19 protein-coding genes and 1 pseudogene are annotated in these 21,801 nt (G+C 45.5%); 13 read left to right on the top strand and 7 right to left on the bottom strand.

What is annotated here, in order from left to right:
* Window positions 1-99: 99 nt before the first annotated feature.
* Genes B5D26_RS09450 through B5D26_RS09440 form a run of 3 tightly spaced genes read left to right on the top strand, consistent with a single transcriptional unit; the run spans window position 100 to window position 1,951 of the window.
* On the top strand, window positions 100-1,017 hold the full coding sequence (locus tag B5D26_RS09450) for a DMT family transporter (protein ID WP_078745494.1): 918 nt from the start codon (window positions 100-102) through the stop codon (window positions 1,015-1,017).
* 4 nt (window positions 1,018-1,021) lie between these two features.
* Window positions 1,022-1,243 carry a DUF1653 domain-containing protein gene (locus B5D26_RS09445; RefSeq protein WP_078745493.1) on the top strand — a complete coding sequence of 74 codons (222 nt, stop codon included), beginning with the start codon at window positions 1,022-1,024 and terminating at the stop codon, window positions 1,241-1,243.
* Window positions 1,244-1,246: 3 nt separating this feature from the next.
* Window positions 1,247-1,951, top strand: coding sequence for a glutamine amidotransferase (locus B5D26_RS09440; protein WP_078745492.1), 705 nt, complete (start codon window positions 1,247-1,249; stop codon window positions 1,949-1,951).
* On the opposite strand, the gene B5D26_RS09435 is transcribed toward B5D26_RS09440, so the two are convergent.
* Entirely contained in the window at window positions 1,948-2,574 is a 627-nt protein-coding gene (locus tag B5D26_RS09435) for an arylesterase (RefSeq protein WP_078745491.1), read from the bottom strand. The genes B5D26_RS09440 and B5D26_RS09435 overlap by 4 nt on opposite strands.
* Before the next feature lie 3 nt (window positions 2,575-2,577).
* On the opposite strand from B5D26_RS09435, the gene B5D26_RS09430 reads away from it, so the two are divergent.
* The 4 genes from B5D26_RS09430 to B5D26_RS09415 all read left to right on the top strand — a co-directional run bounded on the left by B5D26_RS09430 (window position 2,578) and on the right by B5D26_RS09415 (window position 7,685).
* Window positions 2,578-3,315 (top strand): ABC transporter ATP-binding protein, encoded by a 738-nt coding sequence (locus B5D26_RS09430; RefSeq protein ID WP_078745490.1) that lies wholly within the window; start codon window positions 2,578-2,580, stop codon window positions 3,313-3,315.
* Window positions 3,312-5,861: an ABC transporter permease gene (locus B5D26_RS09425; protein WP_078745489.1), complete on the top strand. Its 2,550-nt coding sequence runs from the start codon at window positions 3,312-3,314 to the stop codon at window positions 5,859-5,861. Before B5D26_RS09430 ends, B5D26_RS09425 begins: the two co-directional genes overlap by 4 nt.
* Before the next feature lie 127 nt (window positions 5,862-5,988).
* The gene (locus tag B5D26_RS09420) at window positions 5,989-7,314 is read left to right on the top strand and encodes a DUF3422 family protein (RefSeq protein ID WP_078745488.1); all 1,326 of its coding nucleotides are present in this window, start codon (window positions 5,989-5,991) and stop codon (window positions 7,312-7,314) included.
* Between the two features lie 35 nt (window positions 7,315-7,349).
* Window positions 7,350-7,685 (top strand): BolA family protein, encoded by a 336-nt coding sequence (locus B5D26_RS09415; RefSeq protein WP_078745487.1) that lies wholly within the window; start codon window positions 7,350-7,352, stop codon window positions 7,683-7,685.
* Between the two features lie 52 nt (window positions 7,686-7,737).
* Here B5D26_RS09415 and B5D26_RS09410 read toward each other — a convergent pair whose 3' ends face one another.
* The 4 genes from B5D26_RS09410 to B5D26_RS09390 form a co-directional block, all read right to left on the bottom strand.
* The gene (locus B5D26_RS09410) at window positions 7,738-8,031 is read right to left on the bottom strand and encodes a HigA family addiction module antitoxin (protein WP_078745486.1); all 294 of its coding nucleotides are present in this window, start codon (window positions 8,029-8,031) and stop codon (window positions 7,738-7,740) included.
* A complete protein-coding gene (locus tag B5D26_RS09405; RefSeq protein WP_078745577.1) occupies window positions 8,031-8,309 on the bottom strand; it encodes a type II toxin-antitoxin system RelE/ParE family toxin in 279 nt (92 codons plus the stop codon). The genes B5D26_RS09410 and B5D26_RS09405 overlap by 1 nt, the downstream gene beginning before the upstream one ends.
* Before the next feature lie 244 nt (window positions 8,310-8,553).
* Entirely contained in the window at window positions 8,554-9,717 is a 1,164-nt protein-coding gene (locus B5D26_RS09400; RefSeq protein WP_078745485.1) for a hypothetical protein, read from the bottom strand.
* A 363-nt stretch (window positions 9,718-10,080) separates the two neighbouring features.
* Window positions 10,081-10,974, bottom strand: a complete 894-nt coding sequence (locus B5D26_RS09390; protein ID WP_078745483.1) for a LysR family transcriptional regulator — start codon at window positions 10,972-10,974, stop codon at window positions 10,081-10,083.
* A gap of 103 nt (window positions 10,975-11,077) precedes the next feature.
* Here B5D26_RS09390 and B5D26_RS09385 point away from each other — a divergent pair, with 103 nt between their 5' ends.
* A complete protein-coding gene (locus B5D26_RS09385; protein ID WP_078745482.1) occupies window positions 11,078-11,794 on the top strand; it encodes an NAD(P)-dependent oxidoreductase in 717 nt (238 codons plus the stop codon).
* Window positions 11,795-11,893: 99 nt separating this feature from the next.
* Here the strand turns inward: B5D26_RS09385 and B5D26_RS09380 are convergent, their stop codons facing one another.
* Entirely contained in the window at window positions 11,894-13,423 is a 1,530-nt protein-coding gene (locus B5D26_RS09380; protein WP_078745481.1) for an alanine/glycine:cation symporter family protein, read from the bottom strand.
* Between the two features lie 504 nt (window positions 13,424-13,927).
* On the opposite strand from B5D26_RS09380, the gene B5D26_RS09375 reads away from it, so the two are divergent.
* The 5 genes and pseudogenes from B5D26_RS09375 to B5D26_RS16065 all read left to right on the top strand — a co-directional run.
* Window positions 13,928-15,643 carry a cation:proton antiporter domain-containing protein gene (locus B5D26_RS09375; RefSeq protein WP_078745480.1) on the top strand — a complete coding sequence of 572 codons (1,716 nt, stop codon included), beginning with the start codon at window positions 13,928-13,930 and terminating at the stop codon, window positions 15,641-15,643.
* A gap of 39 nt (window positions 15,644-15,682) precedes the next feature.
* Complete coding sequence (locus tag B5D26_RS09370) at window positions 15,683-16,501, top strand: substrate-binding periplasmic protein (RefSeq protein ID WP_078745479.1); 819 nt, start codon at window positions 15,683-15,685, stop codon at window positions 16,499-16,501.
* A gap of 139 nt (window positions 16,502-16,640) precedes the next feature.
* On the top strand, window positions 16,641-17,666 hold the full coding sequence (locus B5D26_RS09365) for an amino acid ABC transporter substrate-binding protein (protein ID WP_078745478.1): 1,026 nt from the start codon (window positions 16,641-16,643) through the stop codon (window positions 17,664-17,666).
* Window positions 17,647-20,634, top strand: a complete 2,988-nt coding sequence (locus B5D26_RS09360; protein WP_159445637.1) for an ATP-binding protein — start codon at window positions 17,647-17,649, stop codon at window positions 20,632-20,634. Before B5D26_RS09365 ends, B5D26_RS09360 begins: the two co-directional genes overlap by 20 nt.
* Window positions 20,631-21,437 (top strand): annotated as a pseudogene (locus B5D26_RS16065) (diguanylate cyclase); the annotation flags it as partial. The gene B5D26_RS09360 and the pseudogene B5D26_RS16065, both read left to right, overlap by 4 nt.
* 101 nt (window positions 21,438-21,538) lie before the next feature.
* Here the strand turns inward: B5D26_RS16065 and B5D26_RS16425 are convergent.
* Window positions 21,539-21,775, bottom strand: coding sequence for a transposase (locus B5D26_RS16425; RefSeq protein ID WP_234985262.1), 237 nt, complete (start codon window positions 21,773-21,775; stop codon window positions 21,539-21,541).
* Window positions 21,776-21,801: the final 26 nt, after the last annotated feature.

Genomic DNA, 21,801 nt, shown 5'->3' with positions numbered 1-21,801 from the left:
CTGGTGACAAACAATACCGCATAAATAAAGGCTAGCCTGACGATAACGCCTAAGTTAGCCACGCAAACCGATCGCTATTTAAACACTAGGATATTCATCATGCACCAAGAGCGCAAAGCGCTACTTTATGCCTCATCAGCCGTTGCCATGTGGTCTACGGTTGCGACTGCTTTTAAAATTGCGTTAACCGAGCAAACCCCTGCACAGCTGCTATTTTGGGCGGCGGTCAGTTCGGTACTGATTTTATCATTGGTATTGAGCGTACAAAAAAAATGGCATTTGCTGTTTAAACTCAGCCCCGCGCAATGGCGCTGGTCGCTTCTATATGGCGCGCTTAATCCAACGCTATATTATCTGCTGCTTTTTAGTGCGTATAACCGTTTGCCCGCACAAGAGGCGCAGGCACTTAACTATACTTGGGCGCTCACGCTGGCCTTTCTTTCCGTGCCCTTTCTGAAACAGCGTCTACGCCCGCTAGACATTGTGGCGGGTATTGTCTGCTACTTTGGAGTGCTGGTAATTGCCACTCGTGGACAAGTTTTTGACTTAAATTTCAGTGATGCAACAGGCGTCAGCTTGGCCTTAATCAGCACTTTAGTTTGGGCAAGTTATTGGATTTTAAACACGCGAGATCAGCGCGAGCCTGTATTGGGGCTATGGCTAAACTTTGTTTTGGCACTGCCTTTGCTGGCAATAGTGAATCTATGGCAGGGGTCTTTATTGGTGCCCTCATGGCAAGGTATTGCGGGCGCGGCTTATGTGGGGGTATTTGAGATGGGGCTGGCCTTTGTGTGTTGGCTGCAAGCGATGCGCTTAACGCAGCAAACGGCCAAAATCAGCAATCTGATTTTTCTTTCGCCTTTTGTCTCACTGATTTTAATTGTGACTTTGCTGGATGAACCCCTTTATCCTTCTACATTGGTCGGCTTGGCCTTTATTTTAACGGGCTTGTTTTTACAGCAGTTCAAAAAGAACGCGCTGAAAGCTCAAAAGCCCCATACCCCAACATCAAGGTAATCCCATGAGTTTAAAAGTCGGTCGTTATCAGCATTACAAAGGGCAGTTTTACCAAGTGATTGGGGTTGCCAAACACAGCGAAACTGAAGAAGAACTGGTGGTCTATCGCCCACTGTATGGTGAGCAAGCCTTATGGGTACGCCCCTTAAGCATGTTCATCGAAACCGTTGAGATAGACGGCAAAGCGCAACCCCGTTTTGCCTTCTGTGCAGAGGACGAGGCATAAGCGATGGCACAGTTTTTAGTGATTAAAACAGGCACGGCACTGCCTGAGATGGTGGCGCAGATCGGTGATTTTGAGCATCTATTTGCCGAGGCGTTAAATGCTGAGATTCATGTCTGCCATGCAGAGGTGGGTGAACCAGTGCCTGATGTTTCTGCGTATAAAGGCATCGTGATTACGGGTTCGCACAGCATGGTGACCGACCGTGAGGCTTGGCTTGAGCCTTTGCAACATAGCTTGAGAGAGATCGCCAAAACCAACCTGCCGATACTGGGCGTGTGCTTTGGTCATCAGCTATTAGCCGATACATTTGGCGGCTGTGTGGATAATCACCCTCAGGGGCCAGAGGTGGGCACGGTGCCTGTGCAACTGACAGAGGCCGCACAGTCAGACCCGATTTTTGCAGCGCTGCCCCTTGAGTTTATCGCCAATGCCAGCCACACCCAGTCGGTGCGTCAACTGCCAGACAATGCGGTGTTGCTGGCTTATAACCACTACGAGGGGCATCATGCGTATCGGATTGGCGAGCGCATTTGGGGGATGCAGTTTCACCCAGAGTTCACGGCACCAGTCATGCAGATGTACTCAGAGCATCGGCAGAAAAAACATGCTGCCAACGGTGATGTGATCGGTTTATTAGCGCCAGTGACTGAAACGCCTGAGGCTTACCAATTGCTGCAACGCTTTAAAAACTACTGTTTAGCGCTTTAGTTTAAGCCCAGCTCAGGGGCAAGCACTGGCCAAATATTATCCAGTATCTGCGCCTGAGCTTGTGCCTTGGGATGAATGCCATCAGCTTGCATCAGCTCAGTTTTAGTGCCAATACCTTCTAGAATAAAGGGCATAACAGGTATCTGAAATTGAGCGGCCAAGTCAGGATAGAGTTGTGCAAAAGCTTGGGTATAACGGCGACCATAGTTGGGTGGCAGCTGAATACCCAGCAGCACCGGACGGGCATTGGCTGCTAAGCTGTATTGAATCATCTGGCTTAAGTTATGGCTCAGTTGCGACAGCGGTAAGCCTCGTAAACCATCATTACCACCTAGTTCGATGAGAACCAGATCAGGTTGATGCTGTCGGAGTAATGCAGGTAAGCGGGTTAAACCGCCTTGGCTGGTTTCACCGCTGATACTGGCGTTAATAACAGGCTGTGCATACCCCTGTTGTTTGAGTTTGGTTTGCAATAAAGTCACCCAGCCCTCGCCTGTTTTTAAGCCATAACCAGCACTTAAACTGTCACCCAGCACCAAGATACCCTCGGCCTTGGTCGTTGTACTGAACAGCAAAACCAGTAGCACTATAACGCGCCCAAGCCATTGAATAGGATTTTGCATCGGATGAATACTCCAGAACCGTTAGCCTCAACAGTTGTGATTAAAACCGTAAACTTGGGTCGCACGCTCATGGATACCGAGCAGCAACCGCTGACTATCTTGCAGGGCATCAACTTACAAATCAATGCGGGAGACAGTGTTGCCATATTGGGCAGCTCAGGGGCTGGTAAGTCAACCTTGCTGGGTTTACTGGCAGGCTTAGATCAGGCCAGTACCGGAGAGATCTACCTTAACCAACAGCCACTGACCCAACTGAATGAAGAGCAGCGTGCACAGGTGCGCCAGAAAGTGGGCTTTGTCTTCCAGTCATTTCAGCTCTTAGGCCACTTAACAGCGCTCGACAATGTGATGCTGCCGTTAGAGCTGGCAGGCGCAAAGGATTATCGAAAAAAAGCACAAAACTGGCTGGAGCGCGTTGGATTGGGTCATCGTATCAAGCATTACCCCAATCAACTGTCAGGGGGCGAGCAACAACGGGTCGCCATCGCCCGAGCCTTTGCAGGGGAACCTGTAGTGCTGTTTGCCGATGAACCCACAGGCAACCTTGACCAAAAAACGGGACAAACCATTATTGACCTGTTATTCAAGCTAAATCGAGATCAAGGCACCACTTTGGTGCTGGTGACCCATGATCTAGAGTTGGCGCAACGCTGTCAGCAGCGTTATCTGCTGCAAGACCAGCAACTGATATTACAAACACCCGCAGCCGTAAACCCAGTGAATGCTGAGGCTACACCATGAGCCGCATACCAAACGCTATAGATTCAGGCCGCGCACAACGCCCCTCCTCATGGTGGCTTGCTACACGTTTATTACTGCGTGAGTGGCGTTCAGGTGACTTAAACCTATTGGCCTCTGCCTTGATTTTAGCGGTGATGACCGTTGCAATTACCGCTTTTGTCGCTGACCGTTTACAAAAGGGTATGGAGCAACAAGCCGCGCAACTGATGGGCGGTGATTTGGTCATTCAAAGCCCTAGAGCTTTGCCCGAAGACTGGCTTGAAGACGCTAAAAACCAAAATTTACAAGCAGCGCCTCAGTTAGAGTTCGCCAGTATGCTGGCCTCTGACAATGGCTTTCAATTGGCGGCAGTTAAAGCCATCAGCCAAGGTTATCCCTTAAAAGGGGAGCTGCTGATCGGACAGTCGGCTGACGTTTTAGGCCAAAGCAGCCAAGGCCAGATCCCCTTATCAGGCGAGGTTTGGGTAGATTTAAGGCTACTCAGCGCACTGGGCGTTACACTAGGCGATGAGGTTGAAATTGGGCAGAAGCTATTTACAGTCACCCGCTTGATTCAACAAGAGCCTGATCGCGGGGGCGGTTTTATGAGCTTTAATCCCCGCGCCATGATCAACCTTGCCGATGTGCCTGCAACAGGAGTGGTACAACCAGGCAGCCGTGTCACTTGGCGCTTAATGCTGGCAGGTGCACTGGTTGATATTGAACGCTATAAGTCGAGCATTAAACCACGTTTAGAAAGCGCACACCGCCTGTTAGATGTCCGTGAAGACCGCCCCTCTGTAGGTTCAGCACTTGATCGCGCACAACGTTACTTACAACTCACCAGCATTGGCGCTGTGATTTTATCTGGTGTGGCAGTGGCTTTAGCCGCCGCTCGCTTTGCCCGTAGAAGGGTTGACAGCATTGCCGTCTTATCAGGTTTTGGGCACTCACCGCGTTTTGTCACAGGCATATACAGTCGTTTATTACTCAGCTTAGGCTTGGTGACCGCGTTAATTGGCGCCAGCTTAGGTTATCTATTGCAGTCCATTGCGGTCAGCCTGTTTCAGTCATCGCTGCCCGTAAGCTTACCCCCAGCAGGTTGGCAGCCTTGGTTATTGGCAATGGGTACAGGTCAATTATTGCTATTGGGTTTTGCCCGTGCGCCTTTACAGCAGCTGCAACAGGTTTCACCCATGCGGATTTTGCGTCGAGACTTAGTGCCTGCTTCAGCCTCTAGCTTATCAACTTACGGCTTGGCACTTTTCGCGCTGGTTGCCTTGGTGTATTGGTACTCTCAAGATTGGCGCTTAACCTTGTGGCTTAGCCTAGGCTTAATTGTTGTAGTCGTGGTATCAAGCCTACTCACCCTTGGCCTATTAAAACTTCTGCATCCACTAGAATCTAAACTGCCCGTTAAACCTAGGCTGGCACTACGCAGCTTATACAGCCATAGAAAAACCGCCTTGCCACAGGTTTTGGCCTTTGCCTTGGTCTTGTTGGTTGTGGCCTTGGTGTCTATTGTGCGTAACGACCTGCTCGACAGTTGGCAGCAACAGTTACCGATCACCGCACCCAACCATTTTGCGCTGAATATTCAACTCCATGAGCAGCAGGCATTTGAACAAGCTTTAGACCAAGCCGAGATTAAACACTCTCCGCTGTACCCTATTGTGCGCGCCCGTTTAACCTTGATTAATCATCAAACCGCACTAGAGCAAGTACCTGAGAAAGCGAGAGAAGACAACGCATTACAACGGGAGCTAAACCTCACTTGGCGCAGTGCGCTACCAGATGACAACAAGGTTGTAGCTGGCCAGTGGTGGCCTGAAGATTATCAAGCCAGCCCTAACGCTCTAACGCCACTTTCTATTGAAGCGGCTTTAGCAGAGCGTTTGGGTTTAAGCTTAGGCGACCATCTTGTCTTTGAATTAGCAGGGCAAAAAATTGAAGGGGTTGTGCATAACTTACGCACCGTCAATTGGGATAACTTTCAGCCTAATTTCTACGTAATCACGCCCCCTAAGGTGCTAGAGTCGATGCCGCAAACCTTGCTCGCTAGTTTTTATCTTGCGCCAGAGCAGCGCCCACAGCTTGCGCAACTCGTACGGCAATTTCCCTCTGTTTCGCTATTAGACATCGGGCAAATTCTGCAACAGGTTCGACAAATTTTACAGCAAGTGACCTTAGCCATTGAGGTTATGCTGATGTTTACCCTGTTTTGTGGCGTGGTCTTACTGCTTGCGGCGGTGAAAAATAGTCTGGATGAGCGATTGCGTGAAGGGGCGCTCTATCGCACGCTGGGTGCATCAGGGCGCATGATTCGTCAGATACAAGGCTTAGAGTTTGTCTGCTTAGGCTTACTGTCTGGTGTATTGGCCGTATTGGGATCTGAGATCACCGCATTTTTGCTCTATCGCCAACTGTTTGACTTAGACTATAGTCTCAGCTTTACTCACTGGCTGCTTTTACCCCTAATCAGTGTTGCCATTATTACAACGGCGGGTCTTTGGGGGACAAAAGAGGTGCTCAAACGACCGCCACTACAGGTATTACGCGCCCGTTAAGTTGTTTATTTTCAATATGCTATGGAGTGCTTCTTGCATAACAGGCCATTATTGATACCCGTGAAATCAAAACTATAAATGGCTCTGCAAAACCGATGCAGAAGCAAGAGCAAAGGATCTATTTGTTGTGACCCCAGCAGAGTTAAAACACCCAGTAGAAAATCATCTACCTTTTAACGTGCATCCTAAACGTGATGAGCTTTACAACGAACTACACGCTCGCCCTTTTCCAGTGGTTGAAACCCCTTCTCGTATCTCACGCTTGGCGGTACTAGTGCCAGAAGAGCTACGAGCACAAGAGTTCGAACACTTACAAAACCTATGTCGACGTTATGGCGTGAATTTGCCCGCTCAAGGCAGCAATTTCTTTCAAGCCGATTTTGGCGGCTTTCAGTTCCGCTGTGGTCGCCACATGGAGTTTGTCACCTATACTTTTATTCGCCCTGAATTAGGTGAAAAGCCCTTTGACAGCAATGCCTTAGAGCTGATTCCTCAGGATTGGTTACGCCAAATTCCCGGTGAAGTGGTTACCGCCTTTCACGTCGAAATTTTGCCAGAAGACCAGCCTGAGCTAAATCGTGAGCAGCTTAAAATTGCTTTTGAAGGCCACCGGCTGATCAGTGGCCGTTTGATGGAGGGCGGCGCCTCAATTTGGAGCGCATTCCGTTTACATGGCGATGGTTTTGGGCGCTTTTTAATTCACAATCATGGGTTAAACAACAACCAAACAGGTCGTTTATTACAGCGCCTATTAGAGTTAGAAACCTATCGTTTAATGGCGCTATTAGCGCTACCAGAAGCCCGTAGACTTAGCCCAAAACTACAACAGATCGACCGAAAGCTATCGGAAATTATCGGTGAAATGTCTGAAATGAACGACGACACCGATGAGCGCAAAATGCTTAAAGATCTGTCAAAATTGGCCGCCCAAGTAGAACGCTGGCGCACCAATACCAACTATCGGTTTTCAGCCATGCGCGCCTATTACGCCTTGGTAATCAAACGGATGGACGAGTTGAAAGAGCAACAAGTGGAAAATTACTTTACCATTGGCTCCTTCTTAGAACGACGCTTAACCCCCGCGTTTCACACTTGCGAGTCTGTCAGTGAGCGTTTAGAAGACTTGGCGCGCCGTATTGAACGGGCAGGTGATCTACTGCAAACCCGCGTGGATTTGACCATTGAGGCGCAAAACCAAAGCCTGTTAACCTCGATGGATCGTCGCGGCAAGCTGCAAATGCGCTTACAAGAAACGGTTGAAGGCTTGTCGATTGCCGCCATCAGTTACTATCTGGTCAGCTTGGTTAAAATCATGCTGGGCGCGCTGTACAGTGCTGGTGTGGCAGTGAATAAAGATTTGGTGACCGGCATCGCAGTGCCTATTGTGGTGGCCTTAGTCTGGTGGATTACCCATCGCGTGAAAAAAGTCATTATTAAAGCCAGCCGCCATTAAACCAAGGCGGCGAGCGATCTATTGAGAGCGATTTGATGAGTCAACAAGCGACCACAGTAAAAAACAGCATCGAACAAAAACTGGCCGATGCTTTTAATCTACAGCATTTAGACGTGCTCAACGAAAGCCACAACCATAATGTACCTAAAGGCTCAGAGTCACACTTCAAAGTGACGCTGGTGTCAGAGGTATTTGCGAACGTGCGCCCTGTTCAGCGCCATCAAAAAGTGTACGCGGTATTAAGCGAAGAACTGGCAGGCAGTGTACATGCGCTTGCCATTCACGCCTATACCCCAGAAGAGTGGCAAACCCGTTTTGGCGAAGTGCCCATGTCACCGCCTTGCATGGGCGGCAGCTTGCATGACCGCTAAAAGAGATAGGCTGTACTGATCGGGAGATCCTGCGAGCGACTTAATATGATTGTTAGGCGGCATGCAGATCTATGGGCTTCACGTTATCCAAGTTGATGTTTTGCTTTGCTTTCCAAAGCTCATAATTATCTTGCATGCTAAGCCAGCTTTCAGGACTCCGCCCTAATACTTTTGATAGTCTTAATGCCATTTCTGGTGTTACTGCACTTTTGCCCTTAACGACGCGACTTAGTGTTGAAGCGGCAACACCAAGATGGGTAGCAAGAGACCTGCAACTAATACCATATGGTTCCATATAAATGGATTCAATAAATTCACCCGGATGTGGCGGGTTATGCATATTCATTAGTGATAATCCTCGTAATTTAAGATGTAAGCATTACCATCCGTGAACTCGAAAGTTACTCTCCAATTACCGTTAACGGATATTGACCAAATATTAGACCTTTCTCCCTTAAGTTGATGAAGAGAGAAACCGGGTAGATTAATATCATCAATATCTTGAGCGGTATGGATAGCAGCCAACTGCATACGAAGTTTCTTAGTGTGCTTAGCCTGTATGCCTGACGTGTTCCCTTTTTCGAAAAACAGCTTCAGACCCTTGTGTTTAAATGACTTAATCATGAGAAGGAGTGTAGCGCATTGCGCAACACCGTGCAATTTGGCACCCTCCCAAGGGGCTGGCAACGTCTTAACCCTCAATCGCAAAGAACCTTAACCAGCGCAACTCAATAACTGTCTGGTGCAGAGAACATTTATAAAATAAAACTTCGACAGTCTGGTTATCGCTTAGTCTACTCAAGTGGAAAATGACATCATCGTGGTTACAGTTCTGCCTCGCTATGCGCGTGGACTTCTTTCATAAATATTATTTAGTAAGTTTTTCTATCAAGTATAAAGGGTGCTCTCTAAGTTTTCTTCGTGCAGGTATCAATTTTTTTAACTCTGGACTTAACGCAGCAGCACTAATTAAACCTGCACAAATTAATGACACAAGAACAGAAGGAAAGGCTGTTAAGGTTGGTATGGCGAGTGTACCAAGGCCAATTGAACCGGTAGCTCCTCCTATTTTTAAAATAGAGCCTATTCTTAATGATTCCCACGCCTCATACTCTTGCTCTTTCAAATGAATTAAACTGCTTTTTAATTCATTTAGAGCTCGAATATACTGATCTACACTTTTGAACTCATTATTAGAAATAATATTTGTATTTCTATTCAAAAAATCTTTTGTCTTCGAAACAGCTGGAAGAATTTCTTTTCTAATTTTTAAAATATCATCCCATGGCACATCAATTAGGTTTGCTTCTAGTTTCTCAATATCTACAATATCAGCATCTATTGCAAAGTCCATTAATGCGTCATTTGTAAATTTAAATGGCGAGCTTTGTTGCATCAGCGCGTAGCATATTTCAGAATTTATACTATCTATCGCAATAGGGGAGGCGTTTAAGGCTTGAGCTATTCTAATGGATTTCAATGCTCTTCCTACTCTCAATCTGGAAATCCAACTCCACTCTTCATGGACATCAATTAGTTCTGTGGGATCTTTATAATCAAAAGAGTATTTTGATTTCGCACCAGAGGGAGACACCTCAGCACCACAAAATATCGTATTTGGTATTGAAAGATTAGGCTTCTCTATTGTGGCATCAATTGCAGCAGCATTAACAAGATCTTTATTGGATAGTGAGGCGTTATAAGACATCCAATGCATGCCTGGATCTATCGTTCGTATATTTCTTGATTCTATCGGTTGCAATAGAGTACGGTTGAGTGCTGTTTCAGAGCCCTTTAAACACCGAGAATACCTTTCTTTGTATTCTGGCACTCTAGGATAATGCCCTCTTGCACCCCAACAAACTGTCATGTTTGGAAATCTTTCAAACACCTCTTTTTCATTAATAATTGCTTCATCATTTACATCTGAAAAATAAACTTTATTATGAGTAAGTAGTAGCCTTTTTAAAGTTGGCGCCGATATAGGCTCATCACCTGTTAATACAAAAGCGCTGTTATATGTACGACTCATGTGATTAGACCTTCCTATATTGCATAACTATTAATCGGTTATACAGGTAGAGAGGCCATAGCTATAACCGTTTTTTGTACAGCCGCAGAACTCTAGGGGATTTGATTTTTAATGCGATATTCCCTGTCAACCTGTGGCCTATCTGCGAGCTATTTTCTGGCCTATTCCCCGCCTAAGTCGCTCGCTTGGTTCACTATTTGTTTCTAATAAAGCTATCTTTTACCTCTTTTCTGATGCACTGGCAATAGTCACCCCTCGGACTATACCCGAAGTGTTTAACACCTTGCTATTGATCAATAGTTTCGGTGCATTGGTTGATAAAGACTCTAAAACGCCTGATATTCGCTGGATGGTCACTTCTATTTAGTGTTGACCAATGCTGTTCGCTATAAAGTCATACACGCGCCTCACTCTAGGGTTGGTTCGCAGCTCTTGGTGGCACACCAACCAAATCGGCAAACGTAGAATTGGCCCAAAACTGGGAAAGGCGCGTTTTAATTTGGGGTCATTGTCACCGATATAGTCCGGTAAGTAGATTAAGCCTAACCCTTTGTGGCATAAGCTAATCTGCATCGGCTGGAAGCTGGTGACGAGCTTGATGTTATCCAGCGATAAGTTCCAACCTTGCTGATTAAGCGGGGCGATCATGGCGTCGGTGCGGTTAAAGCCAATAATCTCGATGTCCTGAAGTTCATCCAATGTTTGAATATCGGCATAGGGCTGCAAGTAGTCTTCGGTGCCGTATAGCCAAATCAACTCTTCCCCTAGTTTTCGGGCGATCAGGTCAGGTTGGGTGGGTCTGAAGCTACGAATGGCAATATCCGCTTCTCTGCGCTTTAAATCGCTGACTTGGTTGGTGACTACTGTTTCGATATGAATACCCGGTTCGGCTTTGCGTAGCTGGGCAATAATATTGGGTAGCCGATAAACCGCATCAGGTTCACTCACTGAGATAACAACGGTGCCTTCTAAGGTTTGCGACTGCCCCTGAGCTGCTAAAGAGAAGGCTTGTGCAGCCTCGCCCATACGCCGCGCATGTTCTAATAGCTCAAGACCGCTTTGCGTTAATTCAAGCCGTTGACCTGTGCGCTCAAACAACATGACGCCCAGTTCCTGCTCTAAGGCTGCAACTTGGCGGCTGAGTGTGGGCTGCGTCATATTTAAAGCTTTTGCTGCCGCAGATAAAGAGCCTTCTTCAGCAGTAACCAAAAAAGCTCGTGCTCGATTCCAATCAAAACAAACAGATGTCCAGTTCATACAATTATGTATAACCCTAATGCAGTTTTAGGCAATTACCCCACCTTAAATGTATAGCTATAGTGCAGATGACTCCATGTTATTTTTTCTAAGGATATTCGGCATGACAACGCTTGTAGTGGGTGCTTCTGGTGCAACAGGGCGATTGGTGGTGGATCAGCTGCTTTTACAAGGGCAAATGGTTAAGGTCGTTGTACGTGCTGGCAGTTCTCTACCCGCTCACTTTCAACTGAATAAAAAAATCAGTATTACTTATGCTGACTTGCTGGATCTCTCGGATGAGCAACTTATCGAGCAAGTACAAGGCTGTGAGGCGGTTGTGTGCTGCTTGGGGCATAATCTCAGCTTCAAGGGTATATTTGGTCAGCCGCGTCGCTTAGTAACAGAGGCCACCCAACGTTTATGCCAAGCAGTTGAGGCCACAAAACCTAAGCAAGCTATCAAGTTTATTTTGATGAACAGTGTGGGCAATCAGAATAAAGCGGCGGGAGAGAAAGTATCGCTGATGCACAGCGCTGTGATATTGCTACTACGCGCCTGCTTACCCCCTCACCCTGACAATGAACAAGCCGCTGCTTTTTTACAGCGTAGTTTAATGGCAAGCCCTAGCATTGAGTGGGTGGCGGTACGGCCTGATAGTCTTATAGATGAACCTGAAGTGTCAGCCTATAGCTTACACCCCTCACCCATACGAGATGCGCTGTTTGACTCAGGTAAAACCAGCCGCATTAATGTGGCTCACTTTATGGTACAGCTCATCACGCAACCTGCGCTTTGGCAGCAGTGGCGAGGGCAGCTACCCGTAATTTATAACGATTAAATCCCCTCGTCCAAATGCAAAAAGGCGACGCTTCAAATGAAGGTCGCCTTTTTGTTCTAGCATGCCTTTTTATATTAGCAAGCTAGTCAGAATTGGGTGTTACACCAGTTCTGATGCTTTTTTCTTTTTCGCTTGTTTAGCCGCGGCATCGGCCGCAGCTTTGCGCTTCACCCAAAAATCTGCACCTTTAATACCTAATGCTTCAGGGTCAAACGTGAAGTGAGTTACGCCTGCTTTCTGCTGGTCTTCGTAGTCTTTCAACGCTTTCATGGTTGGCTTAGCCATCACGAATACGATCAAAATACCGATGATGTTTAACCACGCCATTAAGCCTACACCTACATCACCCAGACCCCATGCTAGATCTGCCGTTTTCACTGCACCGTAGAAAGTTGAGAACATGATCGCAACTTTAAGACCGAAGATAACGCCCGGTAGCTTGATAGTGCGCTTGATGTAAGCCACGTTAGTTTCAGCGATATAGTAGTACGCCAAAATAGTGGTAAACGAGAAGAAGAACAGTGCTAAAGCCACAAAAGGCTTACCAACACTTGGCATTACGGTTTCAATTGCCATCTGAGTAAATACTGGGCCGTTGGCCGCAATATCCGCAGAGAGGTTTTGTACTAAGAAACCGTCACCGCCATGTACGTTATAAGCACCTGTGATCAAAATCATGAACGCAGTTGCAGAACATACAAACAGGGTGTCGATATAAACAGAGAACGCTTGTACTAAACCTTGCTGTGCAGGGTGCTCAACTTCTGCTGCCGCTGCTGCATGAGGGCCAGTACCTTGGCCTGCTTCGTTAGAGTAAACACCACGCTTAACACCCCAACCAATTGCAGCGCCAATACCCGCCATCGGTGTGAAGGCATCGCTCAGAATCATACCGATGATGCTAGGCAGTTGGCCAATGTTCATCAGCACGATTACGCAAGCTACAAGGATGTAACCCAGCGCCATAAATGGCACGACAACTTCTGTGAATCGAGCGATGCGTTTTACACCGCCAAAAATAATGAAGCCTAGAATGACCACAACCAGCATACCAGTGTAGATCTTGGCCGAGCTAAGTTCGCCCATGCCTGTTTGGATCATTTGACCTGGGCCAAAGGTGGCTTCAACGGCATTACCAATACTGTTGGCTTGAACGCCTGGCAGTAGTAGACCACAAGCTAGAATCGTCGCAATGGCAAAAATCCATGCGTACCACTTTTGCCCCATCGCTTTTTCGATGTAGTAAGCAGGACCACCACGGTATTGACCTTCTTGCTCTTCTTTGTAGATCTGAGCCAGAGTCGATTCTGCATAAGCGGTTGCTGCACCTAAAAAGGCTACAGCCCACATCCAAAATACTGCACCGGGGCCACCAAAGCCAATCGCAGCGGCAACACCTGCAATGTTACCAGTACCCACACGGCCTGATAGAGAAACCGCTAACGCTTGAAAAGACGAAATGCCCGACTCAGAACTTTTTCCGGAAAACAGCAAACGCCACATTTCGGAAAAATGTCTGACCTGAACAAATCGAGTCATTATGGAATAAAACAAACCTACACCAAGGCATAGATAGATTAGAGCAGGGCTCCAAATCACGCCATTTAGCGTATCAACTATTGCTTGCATATCTCATCGCTCCAGAGGAGTTAGGCGCAGTGCACCTGAAAATAATGGATTTATCTCACAAATAGTCTGTTAACCAGCTATCTGTACAGATAAGTAAGATCTGAACAAATCTTGTCGACTCATTGTTGTTAGTGAACGAAAGCAACCGAGCCTCTTTGCTTTCGCTTGCCACCTAGATCTAGACCAAAGTCGAAACCAAGAGTGTACAACCGCAGCATTCTACCCAAGTTGAGACAGAAAAGTATTCTGAAATTACCAATAATTAACTAATTTCAACTGAATTTACTTTCAAAAAACACTATATTCACCAAAATAACATCACAAAGGCAGGTGAGTTTTCTAAAAGCGACATAGTGTTTCAAAATACAGTCACATTCACACAAGCAAACTCATGATAAAATTGTGATTATTCAGCACTTTTTTGACTAATTGCTGTCCTTGTAAATCCTGTGGGCTTTTTGCCCTGACCTTTAAAAGCTGCAAACCTAGAGATGGAATAACTGAATGCACTTAGAAAGCTTTATCACCTCAGCCTTGATGGTGCTGATTGCAACCTCAATATCCGTGGCCATTTTTAAGCATTTTGGTTTAGGTTCTATTTTAGGACTGCTCGTAGCAGGTATTGCAGTCGGCCCTCATTCTGGAGGCCCCTATGTCACCACCCATGTGGAAGATGTACGCCATTTCACCGAATTGGGTGTGGTTTTACTGCTATTTCTGATCGGCCTTGAGATGAAACCCACACGGTTGTGGTCAATGCGGCGAGAAGTGTTTGGATTAGGCTTATTACAAATATTGGTCACAGGTGCTGCGGTTGGGGCTTATTTTTATCTCTATCAACCCAGTTGGACCGCTGCACTATTGATTGGATTAACCTTTGCTCTCTCATCAACAGCGATGGTATTGCAAATTTTGCAAGAGAACGGGGAAATATCTAGCCGTCATGGTACTGCCTCATTTGCCATTTTGTTGATGCAAGATTTAGCGATCGTACCGCTGTTGGCCATTGTGCCGATTATCTCTGAAACAGGGCGCTTATCTGCCGATGTACCGATGTGGCAGCAGGTGGGTACTGTATGCGGCATGTTAGTGCTCATTGGTGTATTTGGTCGTTATGTGCTGCCAATGGCGCTAGATCAACTATCGCGTAGAGGCAATAAAGAAGGCTTCTTGCTAGTCGTGATGCTATCCGTTTTCCTAGCAGCGTGGTCAATGCACTATGCAGGTATTTCAATGGCATTGGGCGCATTTATTATGGGAATGCTGCTCTCTAGTTCTAATTACCGACTACAAGTACAAGCCTCTATTGAACCCTATAAAGGGATATTGATGAGTTTGTTCTTTGTTGCAGTGGGTATGTCTATCGACCTAGCGGCCCTTGCAGAACAGCCAACGCTCTTCATTCAGCATATTCTAGTTATTATCAGTATTAAGTTTGTTATTTTGGTTGGCTTAGCAATGGCCTTTGGCTTTGCTAGACCATTAGCGATTCGCATAGGACTGTTACTGTCACAAGGCGGTGAGTTTGGCTTTGTACTGTTTGGCTCTGCCAAAGCCTTACAAGTGATCAGCGATGAAACCTTTGTTTTAGCGATTGGCGTTATCTCTGTATCAATGCTGCTGACCCCTCTAATGATTCGTTTTGCCGATGGTATTGGTGCGAAGTTAGAGAAAAAGCGGGCGCTCAATAATGAAAACAAGCCAACGTTAGATATTCCATCAGAGAACAAAACGGGTCGTGTGATTATCGCAGGCTTTGGTCGAGTAGGCTTTACGGTTGGTAGCTTGCTAAAACAGAAGAATATTCCTTTTGTGGCGTTTGACTGCAACCCGATCCATATCGCCAAAGGCCAAGAGCATGATATGCCTGTGTTTTATGGTGATGTGGGTGATCCACACTTGCTAGAAGCGGCACACATGGGTGATGCCTCTCTGGTGGTGATGACCATTGACCATACACCCTCTGCACTGCGGGCGATTCAGCATATTCGCATGGAGTTTCCTAATGTTCCAATTATCTCACGAGCTAAGGATTTGAATGCTTGTCATGAATTGGTGCAAGCGGGTGCTACACATGCCTTCCCTGAAGCGATGGAAAGTAGTCTACATTTAGGGGGGGAAGCGTTAAAAATGATTCATGTAAAAGAGAAAGAAGTGGAAGCACTTCTAGAAGCCGTGCGCGATGCAGGTTACCAATCATTGGTTACAGATAAAAAATAACACGACCCTGTTGGGCGGTTTACAAGAGGTCAGCTAGTTATGAGCAGATTATGGTTTAAAGGCAACATTGTACTGACTCTAGTATTGGCCTCTATTCTAACCGCTACACAGACAAGTGCTGACGAGGTCTCACCGCCTACAATGCGCTTCTGTTACGAAAACCAAGAGTACCGCCCATTTTTAGTCGCAACAGATGACCATAAAACTCGACTCGGACACAATGGCGCACTACCAGATTTAGTGATTGAAACTACCCGCTCACTAGGTATTCAAGCCGAGTTTGTGAACTACCCTTGGAAGCGCTGCATTGCGTTGCTTCAATCGGGTGAGGTTGATGGTATTTTTGCTGCAATCTGGCAAAAAGAACGTGAAGAATGGGGTGTATTTCCAAAAAGAAACAACCAAGCAGACGAGCGCTACAGCCTTTGGCGTGTGCAATACGATATTTACACCTCTAAGAACAGCCTACTCTCATGGGATGGCACAGCATTCTCTAATATTAAAAGCGGTGTTAGTGCACCTTTAGGTTATATTGCTGAGCAAAAATTAAAGCAAATGGGTGTTCTTAGTCGCAACAGTTATGTCCCTAGCGAGGGGCTAAGAGTTGTAGCACTAAACCGTTTGGATGGTTTTGTTGTTGAAAGTAATATCGGTGATCATATTGTGATTAGTCAGGCCATTCAGGCTGACATTAAAAAGCTGTCTATTCCCTTTATGGTCGCAGATTGGTATCTGCCCTTATCCCATCAATGGGTTAAAGCTCACCCTAAACTTGCACAGGCTTTTTGGAATAAACTCGCAGAAGTGCGCGCCCAAAAAGCAGAGGTATTACATAAGCAATATGCACTAATCCAATAAAATTTTCACATTATTCACAATGTAAATTTATATTGAAGGCTTTCTAATACCTTCCATTTAATCATTAAATTAATACTCTTTTTATATCTAGACATGGGTGTTAAAGTACAAGCCACTTTTTTTATTTGGGGTTACTGTCATGGATTCGCTGCCACCTCTTACAAGGTTGCCAAAATTAATTTGGACAACCTTATTACTGACTTGTCTAAATTCATTTGCCAATGCAGCAACTTTAGAACAAGTGATGAAAAATGGTGATTTACGATGTGGTGTTTATCCTGACGATCCTGGACGCAGCGCAATTAATAGCACAGGTAGTTGGGAAGGTTTTTATGTCGATTTCTGTAAAGCGACCGCTGCGGCTGTACTAAAAGACCCAAGCTTTGTTCACTATGTTGAAGTGGGTGCTAAAACTCGTTTCACTTCACTGATAGAGCAAAAAACTGATGTTGTGATGTACAGTTCAACATGGACTTTAGGGCGCGAGAGTCAATTCGGCGTTGAATTTCCCACCATTTACCTTTTTGATGGACAAGGGTTTATGGTCAGAAAAAATTCAGGGATTAAAAGCGCTGCTGACCTGAAAAATAAAACCGTTTGCGTAACAGAGAATACTACTAGCCATAAAAACCTTGAGAATCTAATTAAAGAACGAGGTTTAAACACCAAGATTCTATTTTCAAATGGCGATAGTTTTTTCCGAGGTAGCTGTGATGCTTATAGTGCTGATCGCATGAATTTAGCAACAAACCGTGCCAACCGTGCAGACCGCCCTGAAATCTATGAGATTCTGCCCGATATAATTTCCAGAGAACCTATTGCCCCAACCGTTAGAAATGATGACCCACAGTGGAGTCGAGTGATACGTTCTGTGATACATGCCTTAATCTTGGCCGAAGAAAAAGGGATCAACCAGCGTAATGTTGACCAGTTTTTAAAACGTCAAAACAGTGCCGAGATCAATAATTTACTAGGTTTAGATGGCAATATTGGTAACCAGCTAGGCCTTGATGCAAAATGGGCTTACCGTGCAATTAAAGCGGTAGGTAACTACGGTGAAATTTATCAACGCCATTTTGGCCCTAACACTCCCATTGGCGTTGAACGTGGCCTGAATAATTTATGGTCAAATGGTGGTTTACTCTATGCCCCGCCTTTCAAGTAACGTTGCTAAACAGCTTTTATCTCACCAAATGCTACGGGGTGTAGGCACACGCCTCACCTTAGCATTTGTCTTGGTGATGAGTGTATCGCTCATTGCCAATGCGTTGCTTTTTTCAGCGCTACTTGATCAATACAACAGTTTCAAAACGCTTTCTGAACAGCACTTTGAGCGTGCAATGGCCGCAGCAGAGTTAAGCCGAGATGCAGAGATCATTACATCTGAGGTATTCGAGCAAATGCTCGGAGTTGACCGCAGTTTTGCTGATGAAGATAAAAATGATCAAGATCTAATCAATATCTATCAATCAGTACGCGACAAACTAGGAATAGATGACCACTCTCCGATCAATCGCTGGCAAGTACCCTACTTCGAGAATATTCAGCTACTTAGACAAAAAATTGAAGATGAGCGTGTACTTAAGGCTGAAAAAGTTCAATTGGCCAACAACCTGTTTAGCCTTTCACAAGAGATAGAAAGCCAGTACCAAAACGATAAGAACCTACAAGCTCAACAAGTAGCAAACTACGCTTTAGCCGCATTAAGCTATACATCAACTGCGCTAAACAGTGATCGCCAAGGCCAGATATCCCGTTTACAACAGAGTGCAGAACGGCAAATAGAGCTATTACAAGCCATGCCAGAGCAATACAGCCAGCCCATTTTAGGCAAACTAGAGAAAGTAGTGAATGGCGTGTTTAATCATCGCGTACCTAGTTTAAATGCCCAACGCGCGGCACTGGCAACTGCCCGTCAAACAAGGGTTTCTGCACAAAAGCTAACAGGCAGTACTTATAATTACTATCAAGAACTAAAACACTCTACGCAGCAGAAAATTAATCAGCAATCAGAGTCAATCAAACAAACTCTTATATTAATGCTTATCTCATCAGTAGCATTATTACTGTTGATTATAGGCGCGGTGATCTATCTAAGACGGCAAGTTGTGCATAGGCTGCATAGTTTAAATAACGCTATGCTAGATCATGTTGAAGGGCGTAATCACATCATTCCAGATCAGGGAAATGATGAAATTAGTGCGATGGCGCACTCGTTTAAGGTATTTGTTGATACCCGACAGCAAGCAGAACAGGCGTTAGTTTTAGCCAAGCAAGAGGCAGAAGCGGCTAATCAGTCTAAAAGTGCTTTTCTGGCCAATATGAGCCATGAAATTCGTACACCTCTTAACTCTATTATTGGTTTTGTATTACTCACACAAAAAACCAATCTATCCGCATTGCAGTATAACTACCTGAACAAAAGTTTGACCTCTGCTCAGCACTTGCTCAGTGTAATTAACGATATTTTAGACTTTTCTAAAATTGAAGCTAATAAATTAAAGTTAGAGAAAAGTACTTTTGATCCAAATGAGCTTGTCGATACAGTTGCTAGTATTATTTTAGGCAACGCTCATGAAAAAGGGATTCAGTTACTTATATCCAAACCAACCAACCTTCCTCTTGCTCTAGTGGGTGATACCTTTCGATTACAACAGGTATTACTGAACTTATTGGGCAACGCGGTAAAGTTTACCCCTCAAGGCAAGGTGCAGCTGGCAATATACGTCGATAGTCCAGAACTTGAAGACGGCACGCCTGATCAAGTGCGTCTAACATTCGAAATTAGCGACACGGGTATAGGGATTAGTGAAGAGCAGATCGGTCGTTTATTCAATGAGTTTGAACAGGCCGACGCTTCCTCTACCCGTCGCTTTGGTGGAACAGGACTAGGTTTATCTATTAGCCAACGCCTAGTTGAGCTAATGGGTGGTTCTATTGCTGTAGAGAGCAAGCTGAAGCAAGGCAGTAAGTTCTGTTTCAGTTTAGAGTTCAAGCTAGGTAAAACAAAAGATATTCCACAAAAACAGACCCATTCATTGTTGCTTAATGAAGCGCAGCGGCTACGCCTACAAGAAAAACGCATTTTAGTGGTCGATGATCAACCGCATAATTTAGAAATTATGCAGGCGCTATTAGGTTCTCAAGGTATTAATGCCCAGCAAGCTATTCATGGGCAAGAGGCTATACTGGCAGTTAAAAGCCAGCCTAGAGGCTATTTCTCTGCAATATTGATGGATCTTCAGATGCCTTATATGGATGGTTATGAGGCCACCAGATTACTGCGCCAAGAATATACTTTTAACGAGCTCCCCATCATTGCGCTTTCTGCTCACGCCTACAGCAGCGAAAAGCAAACTTGCTTAGACTCCGGCTTTAATGACTATCTGAGTAAACCCGTTGAAATTGATCGTTTATGGTCATCTTTGTTGCACTGGTTACCAAAAGATAGCACTAGCGAAGATTTAACTATTCAAGATGCGCACGAATTACCCGACTTCTCCAATACCTCTAGCCACTTCAACTTTCCTGATGCGATTAGCCGCTTAGGTAGCCTGAAGTTATTCTTACAACAGCTAGACCGTTTACCCGCACGCTTACGACAATTACAACAGCAGCTAAAAGATGCCATCGATCAAAATACCACTGATCAAGTGTTCTTTTTTAGCCATAGTATTAAAGGATTAGCCCAATCTATGGGCTTTGTACTAGTCGGTAATATAGCCAGCGAATTGGAGCAAAAAGCCAAACAAGGTTTAATTGAACGGGTTTTGGTTGAGCAATTAATCTTACAGATTGATCAAGACCTTGCTGATTGCAGTGCATTTTTAGCAAGCTATCAATCGAAAAAGGAACAACCGAAAGTACGTACTCAAGGCATTAGTGAGCAAGAGTTGCGCAGCCTAAATCCACAACTCACGCTGCTGGCACAGCAACTTAACAGCCACGATTTAAAAGCGATCCAACAAATCGAGCAGATTACGACCTATTTTAACCAGCAGGAAAAAATAGAAGCATTACCTAGCGAGATTGTTCAGTTACAGCAGTGTATTAGCGCATTGAATTATCAAGAGGCGTTACAACTGCTGCATAAGATCCACACCGCCCCGTCTAATCAAGGCGTAACTTCATGAAAACAGAGCAAACAATTTTAATTGTTGATGACGAAGTCAGTAACGTACTTTCTCTGGCTAGCGCTTTCACACAGCAATATCGAGTATTGTTTGCCCTTAATGGTCAGGATGCCCTAGCAATTGCCCATCAAGAGCATCCAGATCTGATTATTTTAGATATTATGATGCCTGATATGACAGGTTATTCGGTTTTATCTCGTATCAAAACAGACCAACAGTTGCACCATATTCCCGTTATATTGGCTTCAAGCAGTGAAGATGTTGGAGATGAAAAGCAAGGTCTAGAATTAGGTGCTGCCGATTTTTGGAGCAAACCTATTAATCCAGAAGTAGCAAAAATTAGGGCACATAATACCTTAGAGCTTAAGCGCCACCGAGACCAACTACAGACCCAAACATTAACTGACGCTCTTTGTGATATAGCGAACCGTCGAGCCTTTGATCGAAGCCTACATAAAGAGTGGCAAAATGCGCTACAGACTCAACAACCGTTGTCTTTATTAATGATCGATATAGATTATTTCAAGCGCTATAACGACCATTACGGCCATATTGCGGGTGACACCTGCCTAAAAACGGTGGCCAGCATTTTGAAAAATAGCTTAGCTGAGGCCAACGCTTTGCTCTGTCGTTATGGTGGTGAAGAGTTTGCGGTAATACTGCCCAATATTAGCACCGATATAGCACTCAAAATTGCCGAAAGTTTGCGGATCAGAGTTGAAGAGTCACAGATTCAAAATATTGCAATCAACGCTACAGTCAGCGTCAGTATTGGTTGTGCAACCGCTCTACCCAGCCAGCAGCAGAGCAGTAGCAACACTCAAGACAGCTTAGTTTTTAGGGCAGACCAAGCACTTTATCAAGGTGACTGCTCCCCGCCCTTTCGGGCGAGGCTTCCAACTTCTCAGGCAGCAACCGGCGCGTGGCCGGATTTACGCAAGCCTCCATTGGCAGGAACCGACAGTCCTTCGGCCTTTAGTTTGATAACACCCTGCTGGCGGATATTGATCGCGGCGTTGATGTCGCGGTCTAGCTCTACTGAACAATCCGAGCATGCCCAGGTGCGAACCGACAACAGCAGGGTGTCTACCTTGTGTCCACAGCAAGAACAGGTCTTGGAGCTGGCAAACCACTGGTCGATTTTAACCAGATGCTTACCTTGCGCTT

Origin of the sequence: Oceanospirillum multiglobuliferum, from assembly GCF_900167095.1 — a bacterium.
GTDB classification, from domain to species: Bacteria; Pseudomonadota; Gammaproteobacteria; order Pseudomonadales; family Halomonadaceae; genus Oceanospirillum; species Oceanospirillum multiglobuliferum.
This window is presented reverse-complemented; position numbering and strand designations above follow the sequence as displayed.